The 25,744-nt window shown below is 39.0% G+C and carries 23 protein-coding genes; 8 read left to right on the top strand and 15 right to left on the bottom strand.

Annotated features, from left to right (window positions below):
* Positions 1–11: 11 nt before the first annotated feature.
* A complete protein-coding gene (locus tag GPUN_RS04165) occupies positions 12–3,173 on the top strand; it encodes a type III restriction-modification system endonuclease (RefSeq protein ID WP_006003721.1) in 3,162 nt (1,053 codons plus the stop codon).
* Positions 3,174–3,224: 51 nt separating this feature from the next.
* Positions 3,225–3,626: a tetratricopeptide repeat protein gene (locus tag GPUN_RS14455; protein WP_006003718.1), complete on the top strand. Its 402-nt coding sequence runs from the start codon at positions 3,225–3,227 to the stop codon at positions 3,624–3,626.
* A 407-nt stretch (positions 3,627–4,033) separates the two neighbouring features.
* Here GPUN_RS14455 and GPUN_RS04150 read toward each other — a convergent pair whose 3' ends face one another.
* The 5 genes from GPUN_RS04150 to GPUN_RS14710 form a co-directional block, all read right to left on the bottom strand.
* Positions 4,034–4,477, bottom strand: a complete 444-nt coding sequence (locus GPUN_RS04150; protein ID WP_006003714.1) for a hypothetical protein — start codon at positions 4,475–4,477, stop codon at positions 4,034–4,036.
* A 761-nt stretch (positions 4,478–5,238) separates the two neighbouring features.
* Positions 5,239–7,068 carry an ankyrin repeat domain-containing protein gene (locus tag GPUN_RS13635; RefSeq protein WP_006003712.1) on the bottom strand — a complete coding sequence of 610 codons (1,830 nt, stop codon included), beginning with the start codon at positions 7,066–7,068 and terminating at the stop codon, positions 5,239–5,241.
* A gap of 102 nt (positions 7,069–7,170) precedes the next feature.
* Positions 7,171–7,797, bottom strand: a complete 627-nt coding sequence (locus GPUN_RS04140; protein ID WP_006003710.1) for an ATP-dependent DNA helicase — start codon at positions 7,795–7,797, stop codon at positions 7,171–7,173.
* A gap of 147 nt (positions 7,798–7,944) precedes the next feature.
* Positions 7,945–8,625 (bottom strand): hypothetical protein, encoded by a 681-nt coding sequence (locus tag GPUN_RS04135; protein WP_006003705.1) that lies wholly within the window; start codon positions 8,623–8,625, stop codon positions 7,945–7,947.
* 162 nt (positions 8,626–8,787) lie between these two features.
* Positions 8,788–8,925: a transposase domain-containing protein gene (locus tag GPUN_RS14710; protein ID WP_081483893.1), complete on the bottom strand. Its 138-nt coding sequence runs from the start codon at positions 8,923–8,925 to the stop codon at positions 8,788–8,790.
* 139 nt (positions 8,926–9,064) lie between these two features.
* On the opposite strand from GPUN_RS14710, the gene GPUN_RS14755 reads away from it, so the two are divergent.
* On the top strand, positions 9,065–9,220 hold the full coding sequence (locus GPUN_RS14755) for a transposase domain-containing protein (RefSeq protein ID WP_081483892.1): 156 nt from the start codon (positions 9,065–9,067) through the stop codon (positions 9,218–9,220).
* A 905-nt stretch (positions 9,221–10,125) separates the two neighbouring features.
* A complete protein-coding gene (locus GPUN_RS13630) occupies positions 10,126–11,793 on the top strand; it encodes an MORN repeat-containing protein (protein ID WP_141567204.1) in 1,668 nt (555 codons plus the stop codon).
* A gap of 551 nt (positions 11,794–12,344) precedes the next feature.
* Here the strand turns inward: GPUN_RS13630 and GPUN_RS14505 are convergent.
* The 3 genes from GPUN_RS14505 to GPUN_RS14140 form a co-directional block, all read right to left on the bottom strand.
* A complete protein-coding gene (locus GPUN_RS14505) occupies positions 12,345–13,010 on the bottom strand; it encodes an HNH endonuclease (RefSeq protein WP_006003693.1) in 666 nt (221 codons plus the stop codon).
* Between the two features lie 109 nt (positions 13,011–13,119).
* Positions 13,120–13,428 (bottom strand): hypothetical protein, encoded by a 309-nt coding sequence (locus tag GPUN_RS04115; protein WP_006003691.1) that lies wholly within the window; start codon positions 13,426–13,428, stop codon positions 13,120–13,122.
* Positions 13,429–13,946: 518 nt separating this feature from the next.
* Positions 13,947–14,141, bottom strand: a complete 195-nt coding sequence (locus tag GPUN_RS14140) for a hypothetical protein (RefSeq protein ID WP_006003689.1) — start codon at positions 14,139–14,141, stop codon at positions 13,947–13,949.
* Between the two features lie 404 nt (positions 14,142–14,545).
* On the opposite strand from GPUN_RS14140, the gene GPUN_RS04105 reads away from it, so the two are divergent.
* Together GPUN_RS04105 and GPUN_RS04100 are read left to right on the top strand one after the other, a co-directional pair.
* Entirely contained in the window at positions 14,546–14,767 is a 222-nt protein-coding gene (locus tag GPUN_RS04105) for a hypothetical protein (RefSeq protein ID WP_006003687.1), read from the top strand.
* Between the two features lie 646 nt (positions 14,768–15,413).
* Complete coding sequence (locus tag GPUN_RS04100; RefSeq protein ID WP_006003681.1) at positions 15,414–16,511, top strand: tetratricopeptide repeat protein; 1,098 nt, start codon at positions 15,414–15,416, stop codon at positions 16,509–16,511.
* Positions 16,512–17,579: 1,068 nt separating this feature from the next.
* On the opposite strand, the gene GPUN_RS04090 is transcribed toward GPUN_RS04100, so the two are convergent.
* The 7 genes from GPUN_RS04090 to GPUN_RS04060 all read right to left on the bottom strand — a co-directional run bounded on the left by GPUN_RS04090 (position 17,580) and on the right by GPUN_RS04060 (position 22,798).
* Complete coding sequence (locus GPUN_RS04090) at positions 17,580–18,596, bottom strand: hypothetical protein (RefSeq protein WP_006003676.1); 1,017 nt, start codon at positions 18,594–18,596, stop codon at positions 17,580–17,582.
* A gap of 246 nt (positions 18,597–18,842) precedes the next feature.
* Positions 18,843–19,892, bottom strand: coding sequence for a helicase RepA family protein (locus tag GPUN_RS04085; RefSeq protein ID WP_006003674.1), 1,050 nt, complete (start codon positions 19,890–19,892; stop codon positions 18,843–18,845).
* Entirely contained in the window at positions 19,892–20,179 is a 288-nt protein-coding gene (locus GPUN_RS04080) for a hypothetical protein (RefSeq protein ID WP_006003672.1), read from the bottom strand. Before GPUN_RS04080 ends, GPUN_RS04085 begins: the two co-directional genes overlap by 1 nt.
* Before the next feature lie 109 nt (positions 20,180–20,288).
* The gene (locus GPUN_RS04075) at positions 20,289–20,498 is read right to left on the bottom strand and encodes a hypothetical protein (RefSeq protein WP_006003671.1); all 210 of its coding nucleotides are present in this window, start codon (positions 20,496–20,498) and stop codon (positions 20,289–20,291) included.
* Positions 20,499–20,500: 2 nt separating this feature from the next.
* Positions 20,501–20,707, bottom strand: coding sequence for a helix-turn-helix transcriptional regulator (locus GPUN_RS04070; protein WP_040520135.1), 207 nt, complete (start codon positions 20,705–20,707; stop codon positions 20,501–20,503).
* Positions 20,708–20,880: 173 nt separating this feature from the next.
* The gene (locus GPUN_RS04065; RefSeq protein ID WP_006003668.1) at positions 20,881–21,591 is read right to left on the bottom strand and encodes a hypothetical protein; all 711 of its coding nucleotides are present in this window, start codon (positions 21,589–21,591) and stop codon (positions 20,881–20,883) included.
* Complete coding sequence (locus GPUN_RS04060) at positions 21,581–22,798, bottom strand: tyrosine-type recombinase/integrase (RefSeq protein ID WP_006003666.1); 1,218 nt, start codon at positions 22,796–22,798, stop codon at positions 21,581–21,583. The genes GPUN_RS04065 and GPUN_RS04060 overlap by 11 nt, the downstream gene beginning before the upstream one ends.
* Before the next feature lie 434 nt (positions 22,799–23,232).
* On the opposite strand from GPUN_RS04060, the gene uvrY reads away from it, so the two are divergent.
* The gene (uvrY, locus tag GPUN_RS04055; RefSeq protein ID WP_040520134.1) at positions 23,233–23,874 is read left to right on the top strand and encodes a UvrY/SirA/GacA family response regulator transcription factor; all 642 of its coding nucleotides are present in this window, start codon (positions 23,233–23,235) and stop codon (positions 23,872–23,874) included.
* Positions 23,875–25,707, top strand: coding sequence for an excinuclease ABC subunit UvrC (gene uvrC, locus GPUN_RS04050; protein WP_006003663.1), 1,833 nt, complete (start codon positions 23,875–23,877; stop codon positions 25,705–25,707).
* The last annotated feature ends 37 nt before the right edge of the window (positions 25,708–25,744 follow it).

The following is a 25,744-nucleotide window of genomic DNA, read 5'->3' as shown; positions in this document are numbered from 1 at the left end:
GAGCGTAATCAGTGAAGATTAAATTTAAAAGCCAAGCCTACCAAACCGCAGCGGTTGATGCAGTGGTCGATTGCTTTCAGGGGCAGCCAAAAATCAACCCACTCAATTATCGTTTAGATAAAGGTGTTTCTAAGACTGGTGGCCCGCAACTAAACCTTGCTATCGACAGTGATGAAGGTTTTCGTAACCCAGATATCAAATTGAATGAGTCTGAATTGTTACGCAATATACAACAAGTGCAAAGCCGCCAAAACTTGCCGGTGAGTTCATCGCTGACTGAATTTACCCTAAAAAACGATGAGAAAAAAACGATTGAACCTGTGAAAATAGCCTATTTGAAAAATGCTCGCGCCATCGCACCCTTGCACTTAGATATTGAAATGGAAACAGGTACGGGTAAAACTTACTGCTACATCAAAACTATGTTCGAGATGAACCAAAAATACGGTTGGAGCAAATTCATCATTGTAGTGCCGAGCATTGCGATTCGTGAAGGCGTAACTAAATCGCTGCAAATTACTGCTGACCACTTTACTGATAGTTATGGTAAGAAGGTTCGCTTCTTCACTTATAACTCCAAGCAGCTGCACGAGCTAGAGAGCTTCTCATCAGACAATGGCATTAATGTGATGATAATCAACATTCAAGCATTTAATGCGACGGGCCAAGATAATCGGCGTATTTACGAAGAGCTAGATGACTTTCAGTCGCGCCGCCCCATCGATGTAATATGTAAGAACCGCCCCATCTTATTCTTAGATGAACCTCAAAAGATGGAGGGTGATAAAACCCTTGAGGCACTTGCTAAATTTAAGCCATTAATGGTGATTCGTTATTCGGCCACCCATAAAACCAACCATTTAAAAATTCATCGATTAGATGCGTTAGACGCCTATAACCAGAAACTGGTTAAAAAGATTGCTGTGCGCGGGATCAGTGTAAAAGGCCAAGGTGGAACGGCATCTTATTTGTATTTAGAAAATATTGAAATATCCAAGCAAGCACCTAAAGCTTGGGTAGAGATTGAAGAAAAATTAAAGACGGGCGTGATCAAAAAGAAACGAAAACTCATAGGCAAAGGCGATGATCTCTATATTAAAAGTGGTGAGCTTGACCAATACAAGGGCTATGTTGTCGCGGATATTAACGCCAATACCGATACCGTTGAGTTTACCAATGGCGTGATATTAACGGCTGGCGATGCCTTTGGTGATGTAGATGAGGCTGTGCGCCGCCGTATTCAGATCCGTGAAACCATTAAGGCCCACCTAGAAAAAGAAGAGCAGTTGTTTAAGCAAGGCATTAAGGTGTTATCGCTGTTCTTTATTGATGAAGTAGCCAAATATCGTGATTACGGTGCCTCAGATAATAAAGGTCAATATGCGAAGATATTTGAGGAAGAATACAAAGAGCAAATTGCCTATAAGTTAGATCAATTGGAGCTTAACCCTGAGTATCATGCTTATCTAAACAGCATTCAGGTTGAGGCTACGCATCAGGGTTACTTCTCTATTGATAAAAAAGGCAAGATGGTTGATAGCGTTAAATCAGCTAAATCAGAAAGCACAGAAAGCACCGATGTTGATGCTTATGATCTAATCCTGAGAGATAAAGAGGCTCTATTATCGTTACCTAAGCCGACCGACGGTGAAGAAGCACTTGCTAAGAAAAGCCTGCGCTTCATATTCTCGCACTCAGCCCTGCGTGAAGGTTGGGATAACCCTAACGTATTTACCATATGCATGCTTAAAAACAGCGACAACACTATTTCGCGTCGACAAGAGGTCGGTCGTGGCTTGCGTATCTCTGTGAATCAAAATGGAGAACGCCAAGACCAACCGTCAACAGTTCACGATATAAACGTGCTGACAGTGGTCGCCAGCGAAAGCTATCAAGACTTCGTGACTAATCTGCAAGTTGAGATTGCAGATACCCTAGCCGCAAGACCGCGTAAGGCAAATAAAGAATACTTTAATGGCAAGACCATAAAAACCGATTCGGGCGAGATAGCTGTCACGGAGATAATGGCGAATCAAATCTATCGCTATTTGATGAAGAACGATTTCACTAACGATTCTGATGAAATTACGCCCGAATATCATGTGGCCAAAGCAGAAGGTAAGTTGCCCGATTTGCCTGCTGAGTTACAACCTTATACTGACGCCATTTTTAAACTGGTAGATGGCGTATTCGATGTTAATCAAATGCCCGAGCTTGGTGACGGACGCAAGCCAAAAACCAATCCTCTCAACGCGAACTTTAATAAGAAAGAGTTCAAAGAGCTTTGGGATCGAATTAACAAGAAAGCAGTCTATAAAGTCGACTTTGATTCTCAAGAGCTGATTGATAATGCTATTTTTGCTATTAATAAAGAGTTAAAGGTCACTGAGTTAACCTACCGTATTGAAACGGGCGAAATGAGCGGCGGCCTGACCGATGTAGCCTTGAGAGATGGTAAGGGTTTTGCCATTAAAGAAAGCTACGATGACAAAACCACTGGTAGTGTCCATTCAAGGGTAGAATATGACCTGCTGGGTAAAATAGGCGAGGCCACGGTTTTAACTCGTAAAACGGTAGCGACTATTTTAACTGGTATTGAAGATTATAAATTTGGTTTATTTAAAAAGAACCCTGAGCAATTTATTTCAGAAGTGTCGCGCCTTATTAAGGAGCAAAAGGCTAGCATCATTATTAATAAGCTCAGCTACGATGAAACCGACCAAACATTTGATTCCAATATATTCACGGCATCACAAAGTAAGCAAGACTTTAGTAAAGCCACTGAGCCGCTTAAGCGACATATCTACGATTATGTAATTACGGACTCCAAAGTTGAAAAAGAGTTCGTTGAAAAGCTTGATGTAAGCGACGAGGTGATTGTTTATGCGAAACTTCCTGGTGGCTTCTTTATCCCAACACCAGTAGGCGATTACAACCCAGATTGGGCCATTTCTTTTAAAGAAGGTTCTGTTAAGCATGTGTATTTCATTGCGGAAACGAAAGGTTCTATGTCTAGCTTAGATTTGCGTGGTATTGAAGTTACAAAAATCGATTGCGCCAGAAAGTTCTTCAAAAAACTTGAAGAGGCTGGTTCAGGCGAAAAAGTGAAATACGATGTCGTGACGGATTACGACAAACTGATGACAGCAGTAGGTAAACCAACGGCTGCCTAAATTAAGCAAATAGTAAATTTTATCAGCGCGTTGTTATTTTTTCAAATACATGTGAGTGCTACTGCGGAAAAAGAAATTTCAAAAATCGAAGTTATACAACAATTAGCGCAGGATGGCGATGCTAAAGCACAGTATAACCTAGGGATTATGTACCATTCCGGTAAAGGTGTTCTTAAAGATTTTAAAGAGGCAGTAAAGTGGCATAGGTTGGCAGCAGAGCAAGGCATTGCTGTTCCACAGCTTCACCTAGGGTTTATGTACTACTCAGCCGAAGGTGTGCCTCAAAGCTTTATTTCATCATATAGCTGGGCTAATATTTCTAGGTATAACGGCAATGATGCAAAACTGATTTTTGACTTTTTAGAAAATAAAATGTCGATGAATGATATATCAAAAGCACAGGCGCTTTCGAAACGATGTCTTGAAAGTAATTATAAAAATTGTGGAAGTTGATTAGAGCGCCTCTATTAGCTGTTGCTGAAGAAGAATAAACATAAATTGTTATGGTATGGGAGTATCATGACACATAGGGACCTACTCCCAAATTTTGGTATACATTGCGACTATTACTAAAGGTAAAAGAAATAGGTCTGGAGCAAAGATCAATATTAATATTACCGCAATTACTGAACCAAAGATAAAGCCAAACCATAATATAAAAGCAGTTACCAAAAAAATTGTAACGAGCAAATTCCATAAAGCGCGAAATGGTAGCAATACGATATTTTTTAAAAGTAAAAATAGTTCGTCCACAACTGTTTAGCCCTCCAATTATTACGTACATCACGCCCGCATCTGCTGTTGGTTTGGAGCGCAGCGGAAAACCAGTCTGACAACATGCGCTTGTTAGGTGAACATGTTTACCCGCTAAAACCGAATGATTCGCATAACATAACTCTTACTTTTTCAAGATCACCATTGGCTACCTCAAACATTTCTTTCAGGCCACTTGAGAATTCAACTGCGTTACTGCGGTACTCATTGATCGTGAAGTAACCATAAAAATTACCATCACGATCTACTAATACTGGTACAGAATCACTTGAACTGTATTCGTTCCACGGGCTTTCTGAGCTATACTCATTACCAAATCCTGCATATTCATTGAACATTCCATTTGATGAAAATTCATTTCCATAAGTGCCGTAACCATTACAAATAGATTCGGAACTATTTTCGCTACAAGTTAGGCACCCTAAGTATTCGTCATGCCCATCGCCGCCAAAAAAAAGTAATTCACTTTCTGCATTTGCGTAAGAAGCTAGAGTTGAACTCAATAAAAATGCTGCAATTAACTTTTTCATAATAATTCCCAATATTTACTACAACCATAACTTTTTGACTTGTATCTGATTCCATTTAGCTGAGGTAGACCACCTAACGCTGACAGCAAGCGCGCGTTTTTTTGCGTTACTTTGACTGTGATTGTTATGTGCTTTTAGTTTAAATTTAAGTACCGGAAGCGAAGTCATCATTTATTTCGGTTTTAATATTTACAACCGTTGGTGATAATAAAATATCTTGGAGTATTTCTACGTTTGATTCTAATAAAACCACTATATGCTCCCACGAGGCGCATTCAACGCGTTTCCCTTTGGTGAAATCAAAAGAAATGCCATTAGCTTGAGTTTTTAATGAATTAGTTTAATGAATTCCATTACCATGTAGTGAGTTCCTAAGATTGGCAAGTGCAGTCAATAAATCTTTCTTATCACCTGTTTTGGAAAATGCACATTGGTCGAGAATTTCATCTGTTAAATACCAATAACCTGGTCTTCTTGGTAAAGAACCTAGGTGCTTAAGTATGTTATGGAATAAATTATCTATCTTAGAACGGTAGTATACGTATAATTCAATCTTCCCACCAGGTGAGTGAGTGAAAAAGTCAGATAAAATGATTTAATTTCATGTATTTAGCTTTATTTAACACTTATAAAAACACAATTTAAAATTTCAGCTTTGATAAAATCGTAAATAAAACGAAAAAAATGGGCTATTTCTCACCTTAAATTTACACTTGCTTAGGCTACGAACTTTAAGATTTCAAAGGAAAATAAATATCGTATTATCTAAAGCACTGTACCATCAATACTGCTTGTTCGTTTGTCTCGACAATCTCTTTAGGAGTCATCTGTTTCAGGCCGTTACCACTTGAAAACTTGACATTATTAGCATCTAGGAACTCAATAACTGCTGTAGATTTTATAGCATAATTAACGTTCTGAGGTAATGAGCCGGATCGAACATCTATTGGTAGAGATAAGGTGGCAACAGCTATTCCTGCTAAAAAACCCTTCTCATCAAAAACCGGGCCGCCCGAATTACCTGCCTGAATAGGTGCGCTTATTTGATAGCGTGAGGTATCACCGCCAATGCCAGCGTGCGAGCTAATATTGCCAGTGGTTATTTTCAGAGTATTTCCGAGTATTCTTGTCAATGGGTAACCCAACACCGTAACTTCCTCGCCAAGAGGAATATTGCGATTGTTATTTAAGTTAATAAAGGTGTCTGGTTTTAGGTTCGTTTTTAAAAGTGCAATGTCATTTCGGGCATCAAAAGCTAATACTTCTGCGATAGTGGATTGAAGCTCGCCCACGACCTTGAAAGTGTCACAACCTTCAATAACATGATAATTCGTAAGTAGTTGCCCGTTTTCATTAATAAAGAAACCGCTTCCAGTTGCATGTAGCTTCGGTACATTTTTTTCTTTAGGCAAGTTAGTTTTTTGAGGCGGCTCAGAATATCTAATATTATTATTATTCCGCAGTATCGAAATTATCGCAGAATTGTTATTTGCTAAAGAAACTGGTGAAACACCATTACTGCTTATAGCATTGATGTTTGCGCCGCCAGAAACAAGCATTCGTATTAATTCAAAATTATTATTTACCACAGCCCAATGCAATGCAGTATCCCCGACATTATTAGTTGCGCGAACATCAGCACTTCTTTTAATTAAGCGCAATGCCGCGTCAGTCTGATTATAACGAGAAGCAATTATCAAAGCTGTACTTCGGTTAGGAGCTCTGTCATCAACTGGAATCCCCTGAAGGATAAAGTCGTCAATCAACGATAATGGCATTCCAAATGCTACGCCGAGGTGTAATGCGTTCTCTCCGGAGTAGTTCTTATTGCTAGGATCAGCTCCTTGCGCATTTAAATACTCAGCTATCTGCCATTGTTGAGCGCCGAGCGCATACTGCATAATACTGCTTCCATCGTTAGTTGCGATTTGATTTATATCTGCTCCTAGTGCAAGGAATTTTTTTAAAAGCGGTAACTCTCCAGTTTGAGCGGCTACTACAACCGGTGGGTGCTCCCTTGGCAAAGTAATATCAACATCTCTGTCGATTAATAAATCAACCACATCATAACGTCTATTTTCAACTGCAATCTTTAACGCGGAGTGCGCATTAACTGCATCTTTTGACATGAGGTTAGGGTTAGCACCCTTATTTAACATTTCCTCAATAATACTGATATCAACTTGCGTGCCTATCGCAAATAGCAATGGAGTAGCACCCATAACATTTCTAAAATTAGGATCTGCTCCTGCATCCAATAGCAGTCGCAATATATCCTCATGCCTCCCGTTCGCAGCCTCCAATAAAGGTGATGAACCATTTGAGCCTACAACATTAGGGTTTGCACCTTTATCCAGCAGGACTTTTACAAATTCTGTTTTTCCATCAGATGCTGCTTGAAAAATTGCTGTATATTGTCCGCCGAAAGGAGCCAATTCGTCGACTTTTGAGGGGTCTAGATTTTTCAACCGGGTTACATCATTTGTATTGACCATAAAAACAGGGTGGCTGACACATCCTGTAATACCGACAAGGAGAAATATTAAAGTGAGGCATGATATTGTTTTTTTATAAATACACTTTAATTTCATATGTAGTCCATTGATAGTCTGGTCTGATGTAAGGGCTAAAAAGGATAGCTAGCGGTCGTGTCCTTTAAGTTACATAAGAACAAAATAAATAGCAATCAACTCTTAAATGAGCAATCCTAATAGATAACTTTTGCGGTTACTTGCGTTACTGTCTGTCTTTTTTACATATTTAAAATCAACTAGACTACCAACGATATGAATTTCGCTCTCAGCTCCCGACATTGCCGTGTACAGCCATGCTCGCTCTACTATTCTTCCGCTTTGCAGAGCCACAATGATACGCGGAAACTGCGAACCTTGAGCTTTATGCAGGGTTATAGCGCAACCCAACTCCATGCAATCTAGCACTGTTGGTGTAACTTTAACCTTTTCACCCGTATCGAGGGTTACTTCGCCAAAACTATCGCCAGTCGATTTAAGGCTAGAAAGAATACCAAGTGAACCATTTTGAATGCCTTTTTCATAGTGGTTCTGAGTGAATAGAATTACATCATTCTGCCTTAAATCTTGAAAAAATTTCTGGCCATGCATCTCAAATTCAAGCCTGCCGCTACCTTCATTAACAGCGGCTTGTGTTAGTTTGTTTATTTCTGCCACTAGAGCCTTTGTAGGCGCTATTACTCGACTATTTTCAGGTGATTGCTTATATAAAGCGCAGAAGATTTGCGCAATTTCATCTTTAGCAGCCTCATGAAAATAGATTGCACCGCTGGTCAGTTGAGTTGGCATTATTCCTTGGTGAGCCAAATTGGAGTAATGAATAATGTTTACTGAATCAATCGATATTAAAGTCACAGATGAATTTTCACAAGAGAAAGTGATTGCACAGCGTTTCTCATTAAAAAAACTTGGGAAGCTAAAAAAGATAGAGCACTGCTAATCTTTTAAATCTTGCTCTTTAAAAGATTGATAGTCTTTTCGGATTACTTTTATAGTTTCATCTACAAAAAAGTCAAGTTTTTCTAATTCCGAAATTGCTATTAAGCCAGAGAATTCCTTAATTAAGTCAGAGAATTCTTTTCTATTACAGTTCTTTTTTTTGCGTTTAAATTGATTATTAATTTCTTCTTCCCGTTCATAGATAGCCTCACCTAATAAGCTATGGTCATAGCCATTGGATATGTCTAACATACATTTGTAAGCAAAAGTCTTTTCTCTACTAAGGTGTGGGTTGTTGAATAAAGGCATTGCATACTTTTTTGAATCTTCTGTCAAAAACTGTTTTTTTTCTGTTAAAGCACCAAAACAGCCGTCAATTGTCGTATATAGGAAAAATAAAAAACCAATCCATGACGTCAATGATATGAGAATTGCTAACGAAACCATTTTTAACTGCCTGATAATAAATGGACTACCATCAAAAATATATGGCAATATTTTTCGAAGATTCTGAAAATATGTATAGACTCCAAATAGTCTATTCACAACATCCACTAAAACCTTATTACAAATTGCCATTAAAAATGAAGCAAAAACTCCAAAAACATATATTTCAAACAAACCATACCTCCAGTAAAACGTCTTTGTTTGTTCGTTAAACGCCCCTTGAAAAAACATTAATTTACATACCTTTTGAAATTAACAGTTTCTCTTCGCAAACTCAATAAAAGGACAATATTTCCTTTTTTTCATTTAACGCAAAAAGCAAATAGCTTACGTTTAATAAATTAGGATAGTAGGTAACTACATGGAATATCGTAAGCGTCCGACCAATTACACCTAGTCTAGCGTAACATTCCATGGCATTAGACTTTCTACTTTGCAATCCGGCTCGATAGATTTTTCTAGCACATGCATAAGATAATCGAAGGGAATTTTTCCGTTAGCCTCAGCGGTCTCGATAACGCTATCAAGCAACGCACTGGCGTTTGGGCCGGTCGCGGTTTGGCTAAATAACCAATTTTTTCTCTTATGTTGAGCTCAACTTAATCGCAAAGCGTGGCTATTCGCATATAAACCTGCCGATGCATACGTTAACGCAGTACATTATAGCCTTATCCAAACAGCCAAGTTAAATGGACTTGAGCCTTATGCTTATCTCAACTACGTGTTCAAAAAGCTGCCTTATGCTGAGACGGTTGAAGACATAGAAGCGTTGTTGCCTTGGCATGTTAAAGAGAATAAGATATTAACTACACCGCAGGTTGGTTAGGCGCTTACTATTTAACGAATACGCTACTTATGGAAGTGAATACAGTGCAAATTCTATCTGGAATGAGTATACGACGTTTGGAAGTAAATACAGTTCACATACACCTTTCAATGAATACACCAGTACCCCGCCAATGATAATTAAAGGCGGTAAAGATATTGGATACCTCACGGCAAATAAAAGCATAATGTCATCCATCTCTCCAAATTTATTAAAAGCTCTATGTGAAGATGAGCTATAAAAACCACACAAGGTGGGTAAAGGACAGAGTAACGCTGTGCACTACCTATCGTTACAGCTGTCTTTCAGGTCAGATTGCAACTTGCATAGCGGCGTTTTGAATAAGGCGATATGGGCTTGATAAGAATTATTGAAAATGTGTCTAAAAATTGATTGTTAGTATTGTTGATAAATTGATCAAGATTATTCCGATGAAATTCAAATGATTGGTCTATGCAGAGATGCTTCAGATACTAGGTAAATAGTCCATCGTAGAAAAGGTGATAAAATTGTATATTGTAGCGTTTAAATTTGTTTTGATTCTAATATTAAGTTTATTAGGATTAGAAGTTTCTGGGCAAGAGCGCTTCAACCCCACGGACTATGGTGCCTTTGATTCTTTTCCTGGGAACCTATCATTTTTTACAATTCTTCGGTTGATTTTCGCTGGCATAACAATATTAATTTTGTTTGAGAAAATTGGTGGTTGGTTAGATAGTAAAAGTAAGGCGTTATTCAATATTTTTGCAGTACTAGGTGTTATCTTTTTTTTTGTAATTGTCGCCCTCACAGCTTTTATTTGGGAATTGCAATTAATACTCCTGCTACTAGTCTTTTTTATTTGGTTGATTGACAATCATAATAGGAAAGAAAAAAGATCTGTAAGGAGCAGTAAGACTAATGTTATGGGAGTGAAGAAAGATTGCCGATTTAACGAAAAGCTAGATACCATTGACCCTATCGCTCACCATGTTTCATTGCCAAAGAAGATCATAGAACTTAACAGCAAGTTTGGCGAGAAGCCAGTCGTCAGAGCTTCTGAAACTGGATGGGACTGGTTTATAGGAGATAAAATCACAAGAACAGGCAAAGGGAAATGCACTTATGCTAGCGGTAATGTTTATGAGGGTGACTACGTAGATGCCAAGAAAACAGGCAAAGGGAAATACACTTGGGCTAGTGGTGATGTGTATGAGGGTGACTTCGTAGGTGGGAGGCTGACAGGCAAAGGGAAATACACTTGGGCTAGTGGTGATGTGTATGAGGGTGACTTCGTAGGTGGGAGGCCGACAGGCAAAGGGAAATACACTTATGCTAGTGGTAATGTTTATGAGGGTGACTACGTAGATGGGAGGCTGACAGGCAAAGGGAAATACACTTGGGTTAGTGGTAGTGTGTATGAGGGTGACTTCATAGGTGGGAGGCTTACAGGCAAAGGGAAATACACTTATGCTAATGGCGATGTGTATGAAGGTGACTGCCTCGATGACATGCAATCAGGCAAAGGGAAATGCACTTATGCTAATGGTGATGTGTATGAAGGTGACTACCTCGATGACATGCGAACAGGCAAAGGGAAATGCACTTATGCTAATGGTGATGTGTATGAAGGTGACTACCTCGATGACATGCAATCAGGCAAAGGGATATACACTTATGCTAATGGCGATGTGTATGAAGGTGACTTCGTCGATGGTAAGCAAACAGGCGAAGGTAGATTCACTTGGGCTGATGGTAATGTGTACGAGGGTCACTACGTAGATGGCATGCGAACAGGCAAAGGGAAATACACTTTGGCTAGAGGCAATGTGTACGAGGGTGACTTCGTCGATTGGAGGCTGACAGGCAAAGGGAAATACACTTATGCTAATGGCGATGTGTATGAAGGTGACTTCGTCGATGGCAAGCAAACAGGCAAAGGTAGATTCACTTGGGCTAGTGGTAAGGTGTATGAGGGTGACTTCGTCGATTGGAGACTGACAGGCAAAGGGAAATACACTTATGCTAATGGTAATGTCTGTGAGGGTGACTTCGTCAATGGCAAGCAAACAGGCAAAGGTAGATTCACTTGGGCTAGTGGTGATGTGTATGAGGGTGACTTCGTAGGTGGGAGGCTGACAGGCAAAGGTAGATTCACTTGTGCTAATGGTAATATGTATGAGGGTGACATCATCGATTGGCGGCTGACAGGCAAAGGTAGATTCACTTGGGCTAATGGTGATGTGTATGAGGGTGACTTTGTCGATGGAAGGCTGACAGGCAGAGGGAAATACACTTGGGCTGATGGTAATGTGTACGAGGGTGACTACGTAGATGACATGAAATCAGGTAAAGGGAAATACACTTGGGCTAGTGGTAATGTGTACGAGGGTGATTACCTCGATGGCATGCGAACAGGCGAAGGCAGATTCACTTGGGCTAATGGTGATATGTATGACGGTGACTACGTAGATGGGAGGCTGACAGGCGAAGGTAGATTCACTTGGGCTAGTGGTAAGGTGTATGAGGGTAACTACCTCGATGGCATGCGAACAGGCAAAGGCAGATTCACTTGGGCTAATGGGAGGCTGTAACAAAATCTGTGTAACTGCCGTTAGTTAATATGCTTCTCGAGGCGGCCGCCAAATTCAATAATATACAGTTTAGGTAAGCAGTAGGGCGATGTAAGCACATAATAACTGACCAGTAAGTGAGTGCCAAAGAACATAGGATGGAAAGCCATGCACGTCCATTAACGTTATATTGATTATAGATATATTTGCGGCTAAACCAGAAGAAGGTAAGCTTTTTGCTAAATGTTGACGAAGTTATGCAAATGGCTGGAGTGTTCAACACATCGCTCTATACGTGTTTTAATGACCTGGTAGGTGTGAAAGGTAATGCCATTCAACTTGGTTCAATAACCATTACTAAGTTCGCATGTCTTTTCATTTTTATAATCAGCAGCTATATTGCCTTTGGTATGTCAATTGCACTTTTTTGTAAGTGGGTTAGTTTTACATTGCCGATGATGTCATTACATCCTTGATTGCCACGGCAAGTCAAGCGGGCATTAATGTGTTCGAATACTTTACGACCTTGCAACGAGAGTGCAGCAGAGAATTTGTTCGACAGCAGCGCCTTGTTAGGCTGGTCTATTACTTTTGCCAAGATTACACTCACTGCATGCTGTTACTAAGTTTTTAATAACAGTTTCCCCACCTTTAGACCAAGGCAATATATGATCTACATGTAACGGATACTCGGGCGCAGCCCTCCCACAATATTGGCATTTGTATGAGTCTCTTCGAAAAACTTCGAATCTCAACTTTGGTCGCGCTGTTCTAAGCCCGCGTGGATCTTTAACAACTTTTTCAGGTGCCTTGGATTCTGTCATCCATCTTTTTACAGAATCAGAATCAGGAAGCACAACCCAACTAGATCCATAAGATCTACCAACCAAATCAATGGGTGACGCTAACCACTCTTCGTTATCTAAATATATAACAAGGGCATTAAATTCATTACTCAGGCTAGACCAATAATCATCAAGGTCATGAAGAGCAAAGCCAGCTACTGCAGATTTTAGTTGGGAGGCTGTACAGTTCATTATTTGCCTATAACCAGAAACTTTTGCCTTCGCTACAACAGGCCCACCAGACCATTTCATCCATACAGTTTCGCCTTCGCTAATTTTACCCCAGGGGGAAGGTCGTTGATTTTTTCTGGCTTGCGTAAAAACTCCAACTTCTGGCTTGCTGTTAGTACCTGCAACATATTCTGGATTTCTTATGCATATATGTTCTCGCATGATTCAATGCCTAATGCCCTATTAAGAGACAAAATTTAGTTGGCTAAAATGTTGAGGAACGAAAACAGCAAGCTGTTTTTTGTCCTTTTGAATGGCTTGTTATATGCAATTAATCTTCAGACTTTACAACAACGTTCCCTGCAATAATAGCTCTACAATTTAGATAAGCAGAAGCATAAGTATTACTTTTAGATAAAGGCATATTACGGCTGATATATATGGCAATAGCAACATCATACAGATGCAGGTTAGGATAATCTGATTGCTTTATATTTACACTGGTTTTACTTTGCCCTTGAACATCAACCCACTCAGCTATCATTTTACAATTTGGTGGGGAATATTTTTCAAAAGCTTTGTCTGAAGCGTGCACTGAGCCAAAAAAAAGAGTAACAATCAGAATAATCGAAAAACGCATCAGTTTCTCCATTGCATATAACAACTGACTATAAAGACTGCATTGTAATCACTAGCTATTGTCATTCTAGGAAGCCCTCATATTTTGGCAAATTAGAATAAACAATATATCTGAACTAGTCAACAGGTGCTACTTTTGCTGAGTTCAGGATCATCGTACTGACTGTTGGAACAGGTCCATGGATGAGAAAGTTAGAACTTGATAGCGTTAGGTAGAGTTATATCCGGGAAATAAACTAAAACGCATTTGGCAGGGGCGTCGGCTTTCACTATTTTTGTAAGAGCACTAAATTAAAGAAAAAATCAGATATGCAACTACCAACGTTAATATTACTGCTCACCGGTTCTTATATCTACGGGTACATATGGTACTAAAGCTTGAAGTATAAGTTGTTACCTCATATACCCAGTAGATATGCGACTGGTAATTCATAAACCAAACTACCCGTAGTTATGTTGACCATTAACTTTTGATATCAGCTATTGGCGATGAGATTAACTACGTTTATAGGCAGCCTATTAATGTCCGGCTAATAATGCGCCTCTAATATCATCAAGGCTAGTTGCTAAACGTTCTAGTTGGTCTTGTCTCTTGTTTAGTGGAATATGCCCTTGACCTTCGTGTAAACTCTCTTGGCAGAGCGTCTCTGCAAGCTCTGTGACTAGATTAATATTATTGCTTAATACTTCTGTTTGAACTGTGGTTAGCTTCAATGGTGCTGCTCCTTGTTGGTAAGTAGCAACAATAGCAAAAAGTGTAATAGGGCGAACCTGTATCTTGGTATAGTTGTCGATTTGTGCACGATTGTAACTATTGAGCGACAAACATTCTCATGCGGCTAAACCTTTTAATAAAGCTGCCAGCCAAATAGGGTCGCATTGCGATGAAAGAAATGCTTGGGCATGATGCGTCTGCACGACAACTCAGGCGGGTGCGCTCATAAGCTTCGCTTTTACCAGCTTTCGTTCAACCAAGGCCGGTTTTAGGGGCAATATGGCCGGTCAAGTTGATTGTCGCTTAATAATTTAATCAACATAAAAAAACATAAAGTATTAATTTGATTTTTATTTTCACAATGTTATACATTATTAGCTAGAAAATAATAAAAGGATTATTTATGAAGAATTTACTAAAAGGCTTATTCGCTTCTACAGCAATTATTGCAAGTACACTAGCTTTTGCAGGGCAAGCAGAATTTTGCTCTGGCTTTGAAGAAGGATATAAAAGTATTAAAGGCGATATGGTAATTGTACCAATCTGTCCTGTAGCACCTGTCACACCAATTGGCTCAACTGATTTCAGAGAAGGTCTAAAGGCAGGCATGCGAGCTGCAAGTTGAGTGTAAGTGGAAGTAAGGCTATATGCTACCCTTCGTTACAGCTGGCTTTTAGAGTCGTTAGATGGTTTTTGCGAAGATGATTTAGCCGTTTTTGCTAATGGGAAAGGTTCCAGCGTTTCGCTCAATTCACAATTAACGACAAGCCTCACCTTATCGGCTTAACGCTTGATGACAGCAGCGCAAGCAATAAGCTATATATCACTTGGCCTAAATGCTCAAAGTAACGCCAGAGCCTTTACGCGATCAAATAGGGCTACTATTACCGCGAGTGTATCGGTTTGAATTACTCTTGCCAGTCTGAATGGCTAAAGCACAGGCGCATAAGACGTATACGCAAATTAAGAAAAGCACTATATGGTTGTGCTCGTCCTGACATTAATAATTTACTTGTTGATATAAGCCATTGGGAAATACCCGTTTATATAAGATGGGATACGTTTGAAGCAAAGCGTAATATACTACTGAACCTTAAACGCGAATGCTGGAATATGCAGAACGCATTCAACCCTTGAGAACCCCACAAAACCTGACATTCATGCCATAAAATGATTATTTATTTCGTTGTTTTGAACTATGGTTTACTCAACTAAGAGCCTGTAATACACTATTTAACACATACCATGGTAGATTTCTTTGGACCTTAAATATGCTTAAACTACTTTTTATCAGCGCGTTGTTATTTTTTCAAATACATGTGAGTGCTACTGCGGAAAAAGAAATTTCAAAAATCGAAGTTATTCAACAATTAGCGCAGGATGGCGATGCTGAAGCGCAGCTCGAACTAGGGGTCATGTACCATAGCGGCGATGGCGTTCTTAAAGATTTTAAAGAGGCAGCGAAGTGGTATAGGTTGGCAGCGGAGCAAGGCGATGCTAAAGCGCAGCAATTACTAGGGCTTATGCACCATGCCGGTGACGGTGTGCCTCAAAGTTCTGAAGAGGCAATGAAGTGGTATCTGTTGTCAGCGGAGCAAGGCTTTGCTGAAATTCAGTATGTCCTAGGGCGTATGTACAGCAGCGGCGACGGTGTTCTTAAAGATTCTAAAGAGGCAGTAAAGTGGTTTAAGTTGTCAGCGGAGCAAGGCGATGCTAGTGCGCAGTATGACCTAGGGAATATGTTCGACCGCGGCGAGGGTGTTCTTAAAGATTCTAAAGAGGCAGTAAAGTGGTTTAAGTTGTCAGCGGAGCAAGGCGATGCTAGTGCGCAGTATAACCTAGGGAATATGTACGCCCGCGGCGAGGGTGTTCTTAAAGATTCTAAAGAGGCAGTAAAGTGGTTTAAGTTGTCAGTGGAGCAAGGCAATGCCTTTGCACAGTCTAACCTAGGGTTTATGTATGCTATAGGCGAGGGTGTTCTTAAAGATTTTAAAGAGGCAGAGAAGTGGTATAAGTTGTCAGCGGAGCAAGGCAATGCCTTTGCACAGTCTAACCTAGGGTTTATGTACTATAGCGGTCATGGCGTTCTTAAAGATTTTAAAGAGGCAGCGAAGAATTATAGGTTGGCAGCGGAGCAAGGCAATGCTGTTGCACAGTTTAACCTAGGGAATATGTATGCTATGGGCGAGGGTGTTCTTCAAGATTTTATTACATCATATAGCTGGGCTAACATTTCTAGGTATAACGGCTATGATGCAAAACCGCTTTTTGACTTTTTAGAAAATGAAATGTCGATGAATGATATATCAAAAGCACAGGCGCTTTCGAAACGATGTCTTGAAAGTAATTATAAAAATTGTGGAAGTTGACTAGAGCGTCTCTATTAGCTATTGCTGAAGAAGAATAAATTTAAATTGTTATGGTATGGGAGTATCATGACACACAAGGTCCTATGTAAGGCAGGGGGACAGAAAACTATAGAAATATCGGTCTGGACTTAAGGGAAATAAGGCAGTCTGGGGTAGTGATGCAGGACGCTGGCGCAATGGTGAATACGACTCAAAAAAAACGTTTTCAATAAATGATACCCAAATGAGTATTTTAGAAAAGTATTCTGATGGTTCGGGGGGCACCAAGTCCTTTAGTTTAATGCAACTTGCAGGTAATTAACGTCGGCTCAGTTTAATTTGGTTAATAAACTTAATTTTATTTATTTCATTTAGAGAGAGTTTAATTTATGGCGCAGTTGTCTTGTCCAAAATGTTCTAGTATTTCAAATGGTGAGAGAGGGTGCGCAATTTGGTTTTTTGTTATTATTTTGTTTCCTATCGGCCTTTTGTTACTTTTTCTCAAACCAACATACAAGTGTTCTAATTGTGGGTTTTTATTTAAGTCATAATCCAGAAAGGAGCCTGCGTGAATAAGAAACATGCTCATACTTCTTATATCAGGGTTAAAATTCACCCCATACAGATAACGCCTAAGTACTCTTAAGCCAACAAATACATAAACATACACAGTCCGCTATGTGAAAATATGTCTGCATTTTTATCAGGCAAGTACTTTTTATGCGCCTTTCAGGCGATTTACTGCACCCCCCCCCCCTAGTTACATATTACGCTGCTAATAAAATAGGGAATAAATACAATTCAATATTATATCTACTAGTTTTTAAAATACATACATCTACACATAACTACTAAGTAACAGAAAAAAGCTAAACAGGTTGGACTTTCTAGAGTTTAACTCTTTAGTTTGGATTATTCTGTATTCCTATATATGAATTCGAAAATAGACCAGTACAAGTGGTAAGTCAAAAGTAATTTTGAGCTACGAATTGGTAACGCAAAATAGACAAACACATCAACTCGCTGTGAAGTGGTAATATGAACTACCAGTAAATGCCGCTTAATGAATGGTCGTAGCCTAGATTAGTTCTAATTTCTTAACGATTTCATTAACTTTAGACCCTCTTCTTCAACTAATTCCATGGGGATCTCAGTTACAGCATTTTTATCATATGATAAATACTCTAATTTTGGCAAAAACTTGTCAAAAAACTTTTCCGTAGAAATGGTAAATTGTCTATTGTGAGCAGCCCACCCTATAGATGTGTCAGCATAAACAAAGGTTATACCATCATCATTAACAGGAACTGTTAAATTTACATATTTACCGCCATAGTATGTGTGTATGGTTTCCTCTGCTTTTGAAGATTCAATAAATATAAAAGAACTTCTAAATAAACTTCCATGGTATCCATTATCTGACCACAGGCCAAAAGAGAATAAATTACCTGAGTTTTGAAAAACAATTACCCCTCGTTTTTTTCTAATACGGTCAAGATCTTTTTTATCCATAATTTTCATTTGAGTCGGGAGTTCAACATCATAAGATACAAATTTGGGGCTCCATTTTGTAAACGGATTCATTATAGCAGTGTTCCTCAAGACGGAGCTTGTTGAGCTAGGTTGTCCAACCACATCGTAGCCATCCTGTATGATTGCTAAAGCATTTTCTTGACTGATTAGGTTGTTGATGTTGAAGCCAGCATCACTAAACAAAGAAGTTGACAAGAATATAAATTTATTGCCGTCGTTTTTATCTAAATAAAATTTGTTAAACTCTGTGGGGGGGATGTTTTCGTTATTTTCTAAAACCTCAGTAAAAAATAATCCATCACCAACGTATGCAGATAAATAATTAACTTTCTCATTGGTAGGACATTTCACGAACTCACCAGCTTTCAAACGATATTGCGAATTGTTGCAATGAACTGCCACTGTCGCAGCCGCACCACCAAATGCGTCTTCTCGTATTACATAGTAAGTTGTTTCACCATTTTCAAGAGAAATGTTATCCATTACTTCTTTTGTTGGGGCAATGCCAGTGCTTGTACATCCAGCGGTCATAAAGATTAATAAAATAGAAAAAAAGTTTCTGTTGCTGTCCATTATAGTTCCTTTAATATAGTGCAATTTTTACCAAAAGCGGTGTCACAGTCAAGATAGCACTGACACAGAGAAGTCTATATAGTAAATCATAGTAATGTTTTGCATTCTAGCTATTTTGTAACCCTACCGTTTTAAGTATTCAGTGTTTCTGCAATGATTTACCGTTTTCAGGTTATGCCGGACATACAAGTACACCCCCCTAAAGGGGAGTACTTGATTGTCTGGCTAATAAACCACAGAAAACAATTAACTTAAACAATACAACTCGGCAGTAACTATTACCTGCTTTTCTTTTTCAAGCTTTTCTCTAGCCCGTTTGAATGCTTTTTGTTTTGCTTGTTGGTCTAACTTATCAGCGTCAAGTAATTGATATACTTCTGTACGCCAATCATCAACATGAATATACCTTTTCCCTGAAAGCATGGGGTTAGCTTTTATTGCTGATTGTGGTAGCGATATACCTTTGTCATCTATCAATGCTTCTAGAGCATTTAAAATGCTACTTTCACGCTTGTTAAGGAAAACCTTTCCTTTGGGGACTGTATCGTTATATAACTCTAAGATAGCAGATTTAACTGGCTTTCCTGCATCATCTAACCACCCAGAAATAGGTTGGGGTACGAGGTTAAATGAAATGGGCTTAGGTTCGTCAAAATCCTTAACCTTGGTATTTTTCATTGTAACCACGTCACCTTTTTTAGATATTTTATATTCAACATCTAAAGCCGCTTTTAGTGCGCTTGAACCTCTAGCTCTATCACCTGAGCTATGACCAGAATGATGTACTAGAAGAACAGCGGCATTAGTATCATTTATGATCGCTGTTATCACTTCCATCAGCTTACCAACATCTTTAGCACTATTTTCATCTCCACCACCAAAGTTACGATGAAGGGTGTCAACAATGATCAATGAAGGATTAGGACAAATATTATTTATTTCCTCAAGAACTTCAACCTTACTTTTTTCACATATTAAAGCGGCTGGCATGTTAGAAATAAAAACATCACTAGTTTGTGTTTGGTATTTTTCTTCTAGTGCTTTAAAACGCTTTGTAAGACCATTAAAGCCTTCACCTGCTAAATAAACTACTTGTCCTTGGCAAACAGGTCTATCCGCAAAGTCATGACCAATTGCTATGCAAAATGCCATCTCCATAGCGATAAATGACTTGCCACTTGCAGGTGAACCGAAGAGCATTCCCGTTGTAGCTTGTTCAACAATATCTTTTATTAACCAAGTGTTTTTCGGTTGCTTTGCTGTCAGCAGACTTATAGGGGTTAATGTATAGGGCATTATTGTTTCCACCCCTGTAATGTATAACAAGCAATACCTTTATGTTCTTTGTCAAAAGCATCATTCACTGTCCGTCTAACAGATTTAATGAGAGCGCCTTTTTGCTTTAGCCTCCACACACATTGTGCTGGGCTATCGATTTTATTGATGCTTAAATCAAAAGTGCTTAATTCTTGGTTTAGATGCGTTATTAATAATTCAACTGCAATGGCTTCTTTTGGTTGAAGCTTTAAAGTAATAGTTTCAATAGCGGTTAAAATATTATTCTGGATGTTAAAATTATGCATGATAGTTTCCTTAAGTAAAAGAAAGCCACCACTGAGTAACAAAAATTTGCTATAGTAATCGTGTGAAGAATCTATTAAGCCCGTTTCTGTTTATTCAGTGACGGGCTTTTTATTTTGTATTTTTTAATGGTGTTGGACGCACTGAGTACAAAAAACATGAGAAACCATGGCAGTTTTCGACCTGTTTTCGCCATGAACCTGCTTCAATAGGGTCATAGACACAGTCAATGCAATTAGCATTAATTTTCCCTCTTAAACCGGTCTTGCTGCTCTGTTTATCAAGTAGTTCTTTTTTATAGTCAACGTTTGAATTAGCCATTATTATTTAACTCCTTCATCACGTGCTTTTATGCGAGAGTCGATCCAATCTAATATTTCGCTTTCGATCCAAGCTACTGAAGTGCCACCTTTTACAAGAGGTAAACTTTGCGGGAAGATGTTACGTTTGCAAAGATCATATATATAACTCTTTGAAAGCGAAGTGAGTTGTTGAACTTCTTTAATCCGAAGTAATCTTGTACTTGTCATATTGTTTTTCCTATAATAGCTCTATTGTTATAATGCGGTATTGCATGAGCTACAGGGCATACTAAAAGAAGTTTTGACGGTGCAAAATTGGTCAACTTGGTCAAAGTTTTTTACATAATTATGATCAAGTTAAATACCGCGTATTCTTTAGGCTTTAACTAATATGGTTAATCTTACTTATTTAATTTTCGACCAGGTTTAAAGGTAATTATTTTTTGAATTCTGAAGAAATTTTTATGTTCTGAAGCAAAGAGGTGAGGGTCTAATTTTCTCAACTCTTCCCAAACATCGTCTTTCTTCATGTTGCTTACAGCTAGTTCCTCTTTATTTTTTAGCCATTTGATGAAAACGATTTCCCTTCGAGTCTGTTTGTTGGCTTTAGGGGAGCTTTGAGTTTTTAATAGTTTTTCAATCGCTTCAATGTTTTTAGCATGAATAAATATATGCTTATATTCGATGTTCTTGAACTCTGTTGGAGGGGTTAGATCACTATCACGTAGATGCATATTGAAAAGTCTTAAGCTTTGCTGAGGTTCCACAAGTTCATGGTAATCTCCGATATCTTCAAAAAGATCAATTTCGTTTAAGGCGCCTTTGAAAAGCTTGTCGAATTGATGAATTTTAAACAGTGGGAGCATTTCTCCCTTATCGACGAAGGTCTTTTTTTCCCTTTCGTAAATTCTTGCCTTATATGTGGGGTGATCAATTTCGCCCCAACGAATCATGTGAACATATTTCTCAGATTGATTAACTGCATAGAAAAGGATCTTCTTTCTAATTCCCGCAAAAAAATAATCCTTAAGCCTAGAGGAGGGGTTAGCATGTTTCTCTAAAATAACTGAGAAGGAAACTAGGTCTTTGAAGGATATCGATTTAATGTCCATTGGTTTTTAGTCCGTCAAGATAATCAGCCCAAGCTTGCATCATCTTAATACGCTTTTCCATCCATTGAGCTTTGTTGTACGTAGCTCTAATTCTATCTTTATTCGTGTGAGCTAACTGTAATTCAATAATATCAGAGTGATAACCTAATTCATTTAGCATTGTACTAGCAGTATGTCTAAAGCCGTGAGAGGTCATGAAGCCTGTACCATATGGTTTATTAGTTACAGGGTTAATTAAACGCTTCAGTGCAGCTGTTGTTGTGTTCTCGCTTAAGGGCGTGTTGTTGCCTCGGCTTGTAACAAATACAAACTCTTTATCACCTGTTACTGCCTGCATTTCTCTCAAAATTTCGATTGCTTGATACGCTAATGGTATATCAAGTGGTTTGTTGTTTTTAAGTTCTGTTGCAGGAATGTTGATGATGCTATCTTTGAAGTTAATATATTCCCACTTTAAAAATCTGATGTTATAAGGGCGAAGAAATACTAGAGGCATTAACTTCAATGCTTGGGTAACAGCAAAATCTTGCCTAACAGTAGGGGAGTCAATTTGCTTCAATAGCACCCTTAGGTCAGATGTCGATGTGATATGACTGAAGTTATTGTGTATGCGTTTATCGGGTTTAGGTAATAACTCAGCCAATCCTTGTGCAGGGTTACTGTCAATGATACCTAAAATTAATATCTCGTTGAAAACTCGTCTTAGAACGTTAGCTAAGCGAACTGCCGTTTCCTTGGCGCCTCTATTGCTCATACGCAGCATGACATTTAGTAAATCAGCGGTTGTGAATTCGTTGATGTATTTAACATCTAAATAGGGAATTAGATTCTTATCAATACGCTGCTTCAAATCTGAATAAGTTGCGTTAGCAAGAACTTGCTTATCTAGCCACTGGTTCATGTAAAAACTGAAACGCTTGTTTTTAAGCACGTCTTTTACTTTGCGCTGAATTTTAATCTGCTTAGGATTAATTCCCATCGCAACTAGTTCGCGTGCATCTCTGTGTTCTCGTCTCGCTAGTTTTAATCCAATATCAGGGTAATTACCAATAGTGTAGCTTCCTCTGGTGTTGTCTAGTCTAAAATCATACTTCCAACTCTTGTACCCTGAAGTTTTAATTAGTAAATACAAACCACCACCATCAGATAACTTCCATGCTTTTTCTTTGGGTTTTGCATTTCTTATCGCTGTATCAGTTAGAGACATATTAACCACCTGTTATTATACGAAGGTAACGAAGTACTTTCGTAAAGACCGTCATAAAGACCGTCAAACTAAGTTGATAGTATAATACGCAATGGAACACTATGTAATCATTAATTGTTATATTTCATGAATTTAACAATTTTTGTGGACCGTATAATACGATAAGAATCACTATGTGGCGTTCTCGCTATCCGCCACATTTAAAAAAACCGCCTAACAGCGGTTTTTTTATACCTGTAATTTTATTTACCGCTTGTAGCAATGTCTTAATTTGCTTTGCTACACATGGCTATGCTCACAGACATTACTGTTCACATAAGTTTTGCTAAACGCCCTAGAAAAGACAAAGTTATAGTGTTATTAATAAACTCATCGTATATTATAAGCCTAGACAAGAAGCCCGTATGGTCTAACACCAAAAAGGTTGTTACAACGTGATCAAAATTTTAGTAGTAGATGACCACGACCTTGTAAGAACAGGGATAGTTCGCATTTTGAAAGACGTAAAGGATTTCAAGGTTGTGGCTGAACTTGGTTCAGGCGAAGAGGCAGTGGAATATTGCCGAAAACAAAGCCCTGATATAGTGCTAATGGATATTAGTATGCCTGGTATAGGTGGTCTTGAGGCTACCCGCAAGGTTACCCGTATATGCGATGACGCAAAAGTTATTTGTATATCAATGCATAAAGATAATCCTTTCCCAACCAAAGTGATGCAGGCAGGCGCCTATGGATTCATTACTAAAGACGCTGAGCACAATGAGATGATCACAGCTATTTATAAAGTGCATTCAGGGCAAAAGTACATTTCGCCTGAAATAGCACAGCTAATAGCCCTAGGGCAACTTGATAACACGAGCGACAATCCTTTTAGCGATTTGTCAGATCGTGAATTAGAGATTGCAATAATGATTACCCGCGGTGAAAAAGTGACCGAAATTGCTAAGTATCTACACATAAGCGCTAAAACAGTGAATACCTACCGCTACCGTATGTTTGACAAGCTCTGCGTTACTTCCGACGTTGGATTAACACATTTGGCACTGCGCCATAAAATCATTCAATCAATTGCTTAAATGCTAGAAAATTCATCACCCGCCTTCAACCATGAACATTTCTTAAAATACCTCACAGGCGAGCCCGGTGTTTATAGAATGTATGATGTTAGAGGCGACGTAATTTATGTTGGTAAAGCAAAAAACCTCAAAAAACGCGTCGCCAGCTACTTTCGCAAAACAGTAGACAACGTAAAAACGCAGACCTTGGTCAACAATATAGTCGATATGGATGTCACTATAGTATCGAGTGAAACCGAGGCGTTTTTGTTAGAAAACAACTATATTAAAAAGTATCGACCCCGCTACAACGTTGTTCTTCGCGATGATAAGTCTTATCCGTTTATTTTTATATCCGAACACGAACACCCAAGACTGAGCTTTCATCGTGGCCCTAAAAAAAAGAAAGGCGAATATTTTGGGCCCTATCCAAGTGCTTGGTCGGTCAGAGAAAGCCTACGTTCTATGCAAAAAATATTTCCTATTCGCCAATGTGAGGATAGTTATTACCGAGCCCGCTCAAGACCTTGCTTGCAATATCAAATGAAACGCTGCAGTGCTCCATGCGTTAAAGGATTTGTAAGCGACGAGGATTATAACGAGCAAGTTAAACTTGCAGCAATGTTTTTACGGGGTAAAAATACGCAAGTTATATCAACTTTAGTAGGCAGAATGGAAGATGCCAGCGTGAATTTGAATTTTGAAGCCGCGGCGCGCTATCGGGACCAAATTAGTGCACTTAGAAAAGTACAGGAACAACAATTTGTCTCTGGTACCCAGCAAGAACTGGATGTTTTTGGCTTTGCCTTTCGAAATGGTATTGCCTGTATTTTTGGGATATTTATCCGTGACAATCAAGTCTTGGGCAGTAAATCATTCTTTCCCAAAATACCTAAAGGCAGTATCGACAAAGAAGTTTTTGAATCGTTTTTACTACAATTTTATTTAGCCGGGAACAAATTAATACCCCAGCAAATAGTCATCCCTATTAAGTTTGATGAAATGCACACGGTGGAGGTGGTACTAAGCCAAGAAGCAAAACGTAAAGTTAAGTTTTATGAAGGCGTACGCGATGAAAAACGCAAATATCTTCAAATAGCTAATAATAATGCTGAAAATTCGCTTGAAACTCAGCAAAATCAACAAAAGTCTATTTTTGCCAGGTTTACTCATCTGGAAAAAATACTTGAGTTAGATTCACCTATTAAAAGAATGGAATGCTTCGATATTTCGCATACATCAGGCGAACAAACGGTTGCGTCTTGCGTGGTATTTGATCGCAACGGTCCACTTAAATCAGACTATCGAACCTTTAATATTGACGGCATCACCCCAGGCGACGATTACGCTGCAATGGCACAGGCTATTAAGAGGCGCTACAAATCGCCTACCAACGATGCCAAGCTGCCAGACTTACTCATTATAGACGGCGGAAAAGGGCAGCTATCTCAGGCTGAATCTCATTTCAAAGACTGGCCTGAAGATAAGAAACCGCTCATTATTGGCGTGGCAAAAGGTACTAGCCGAAAACCGGGCCTAGAAACATTAATTTATGCCTATTCCCACGAAACCATTGCAGTCGATTTTGATTCACCCGGATTACACTTGGTTCAGCATATTCGGGACGAGTCGCACCGGTTCGCCATTACCGGGCACAGAGCAAGGCGCCATAAAGTAAAAACTACGTCACCTTTGCAAGATATTCCCGGAATTGGTCCTAAGAAACGTCAAATGCTGTACAAGTATACGGGCGGTTTACACGGCCTTAAAAAAGCGAGTAAAGCTGAAATTGCGAAAGTCCCGGGAATAGGCCAAGACCTCGCCGATATCATTTACGATTATTTACACTCGTAAGGTGTCAACATCTGTTATTATCCTAATCATTACGCAA

The sequence above is a fragment of the Glaciecola punicea ACAM 611 genome (assembly GCF_000252165.1).
Lineage (GTDB): Bacteria > Pseudomonadota > Gammaproteobacteria > Enterobacterales > Alteromonadaceae > Glaciecola > Glaciecola punicea.
Note: the sequence above shows the minus strand (reverse complement) of the source record. Positions and strands in the feature narration are given on the sequence as shown.

Coding starts and splice junctions, on each gene's coding strand:
- GPUN_RS13630 (WP_141567204.1), top strand. CDS start 10,126: ATGGGAGTGAAGAAAGATTGCCGATTTAACGAAAAGCTAGATACCATT.
- uvrC (WP_006003663.1), top strand. CDS start 23,875: ATGCTAGAAAATTCATCACCCGCCTTCAACCATGAACATTTCTTAAAA.
- GPUN_RS04080 (WP_006003672.1), bottom strand. CDS start 20,179: ATGCATAATTTTAACATCCAGAATAATATTTTAACCGCTATTGAAACT.
- GPUN_RS04100 (WP_006003681.1), top strand. CDS start 15,414: ATGCTTAAACTACTTTTTATCAGCGCGTTGTTATTTTTTCAAATACAT.
- GPUN_RS04065 (WP_006003668.1), bottom strand. CDS start 21,591: ATGGACATTAAATCGATATCCTTCAAAGACCTAGTTTCCTTCTCAGTT.
- GPUN_RS04135 (WP_006003705.1), bottom strand. CDS start 8,625: ATGTTTTTTCAAGGGGCGTTTAACGAACAAACAAAGACGTTTTACTGG.
- GPUN_RS04140 (WP_006003710.1), bottom strand. CDS start 7,797: ATGCCAACTCAACTGACCAGCGGTGCAATCTATTTTCATGAGGCTGCT.
- GPUN_RS04075 (WP_006003671.1), bottom strand. CDS start 20,498: ATGGCTAATTCAAACGTTGACTATAAAAAAGAACTACTTGATAAACAG.
- GPUN_RS04150 (WP_006003714.1), bottom strand. CDS start 4,477: ATGAAAAAGTTAATTGCAGCATTTTTATTGAGTTCAACTCTAGCTTCT.
- GPUN_RS14505 (WP_006003693.1), bottom strand. CDS start 13,010: ATGCGAGAACATATATGCATAAGAAATCCAGAATATGTTGCAGGTACT.
- GPUN_RS04070 (WP_040520135.1), bottom strand. CDS start 20,707: ATGACAAGTACAAGATTACTTCGGATTAAAGAAGTTCAACAACTCACT.
- GPUN_RS04090 (WP_006003676.1), bottom strand. CDS start 18,596: ATGGACAGCAACAGAAACTTTTTTTCTATTTTATTAATCTTTATGACC.
- GPUN_RS04115 (WP_006003691.1), bottom strand. CDS start 13,428: ATGCGTTTTTCGATTATTCTGATTGTTACTCTTTTTTTTGGCTCAGTG.
- GPUN_RS04105 (WP_006003687.1), top strand. CDS start 14,546: ATGAAGAATTTACTAAAAGGCTTATTCGCTTCTACAGCAATTATTGCA.
- GPUN_RS04085 (WP_006003674.1), bottom strand. CDS start 19,892: ATGCCCTATACATTAACCCCTATAAGTCTGCTGACAGCAAAGCAACCG.
- GPUN_RS13635 (WP_006003712.1), bottom strand. CDS start 7,068: ATGAAATTAAAGTGTATTTATAAAAAAACAATATCATGCCTCACTTTA.
- GPUN_RS04060 (WP_006003666.1), bottom strand. CDS start 22,798: ATGTCTCTAACTGATACAGCGATAAGAAATGCAAAACCCAAAGAAAAA.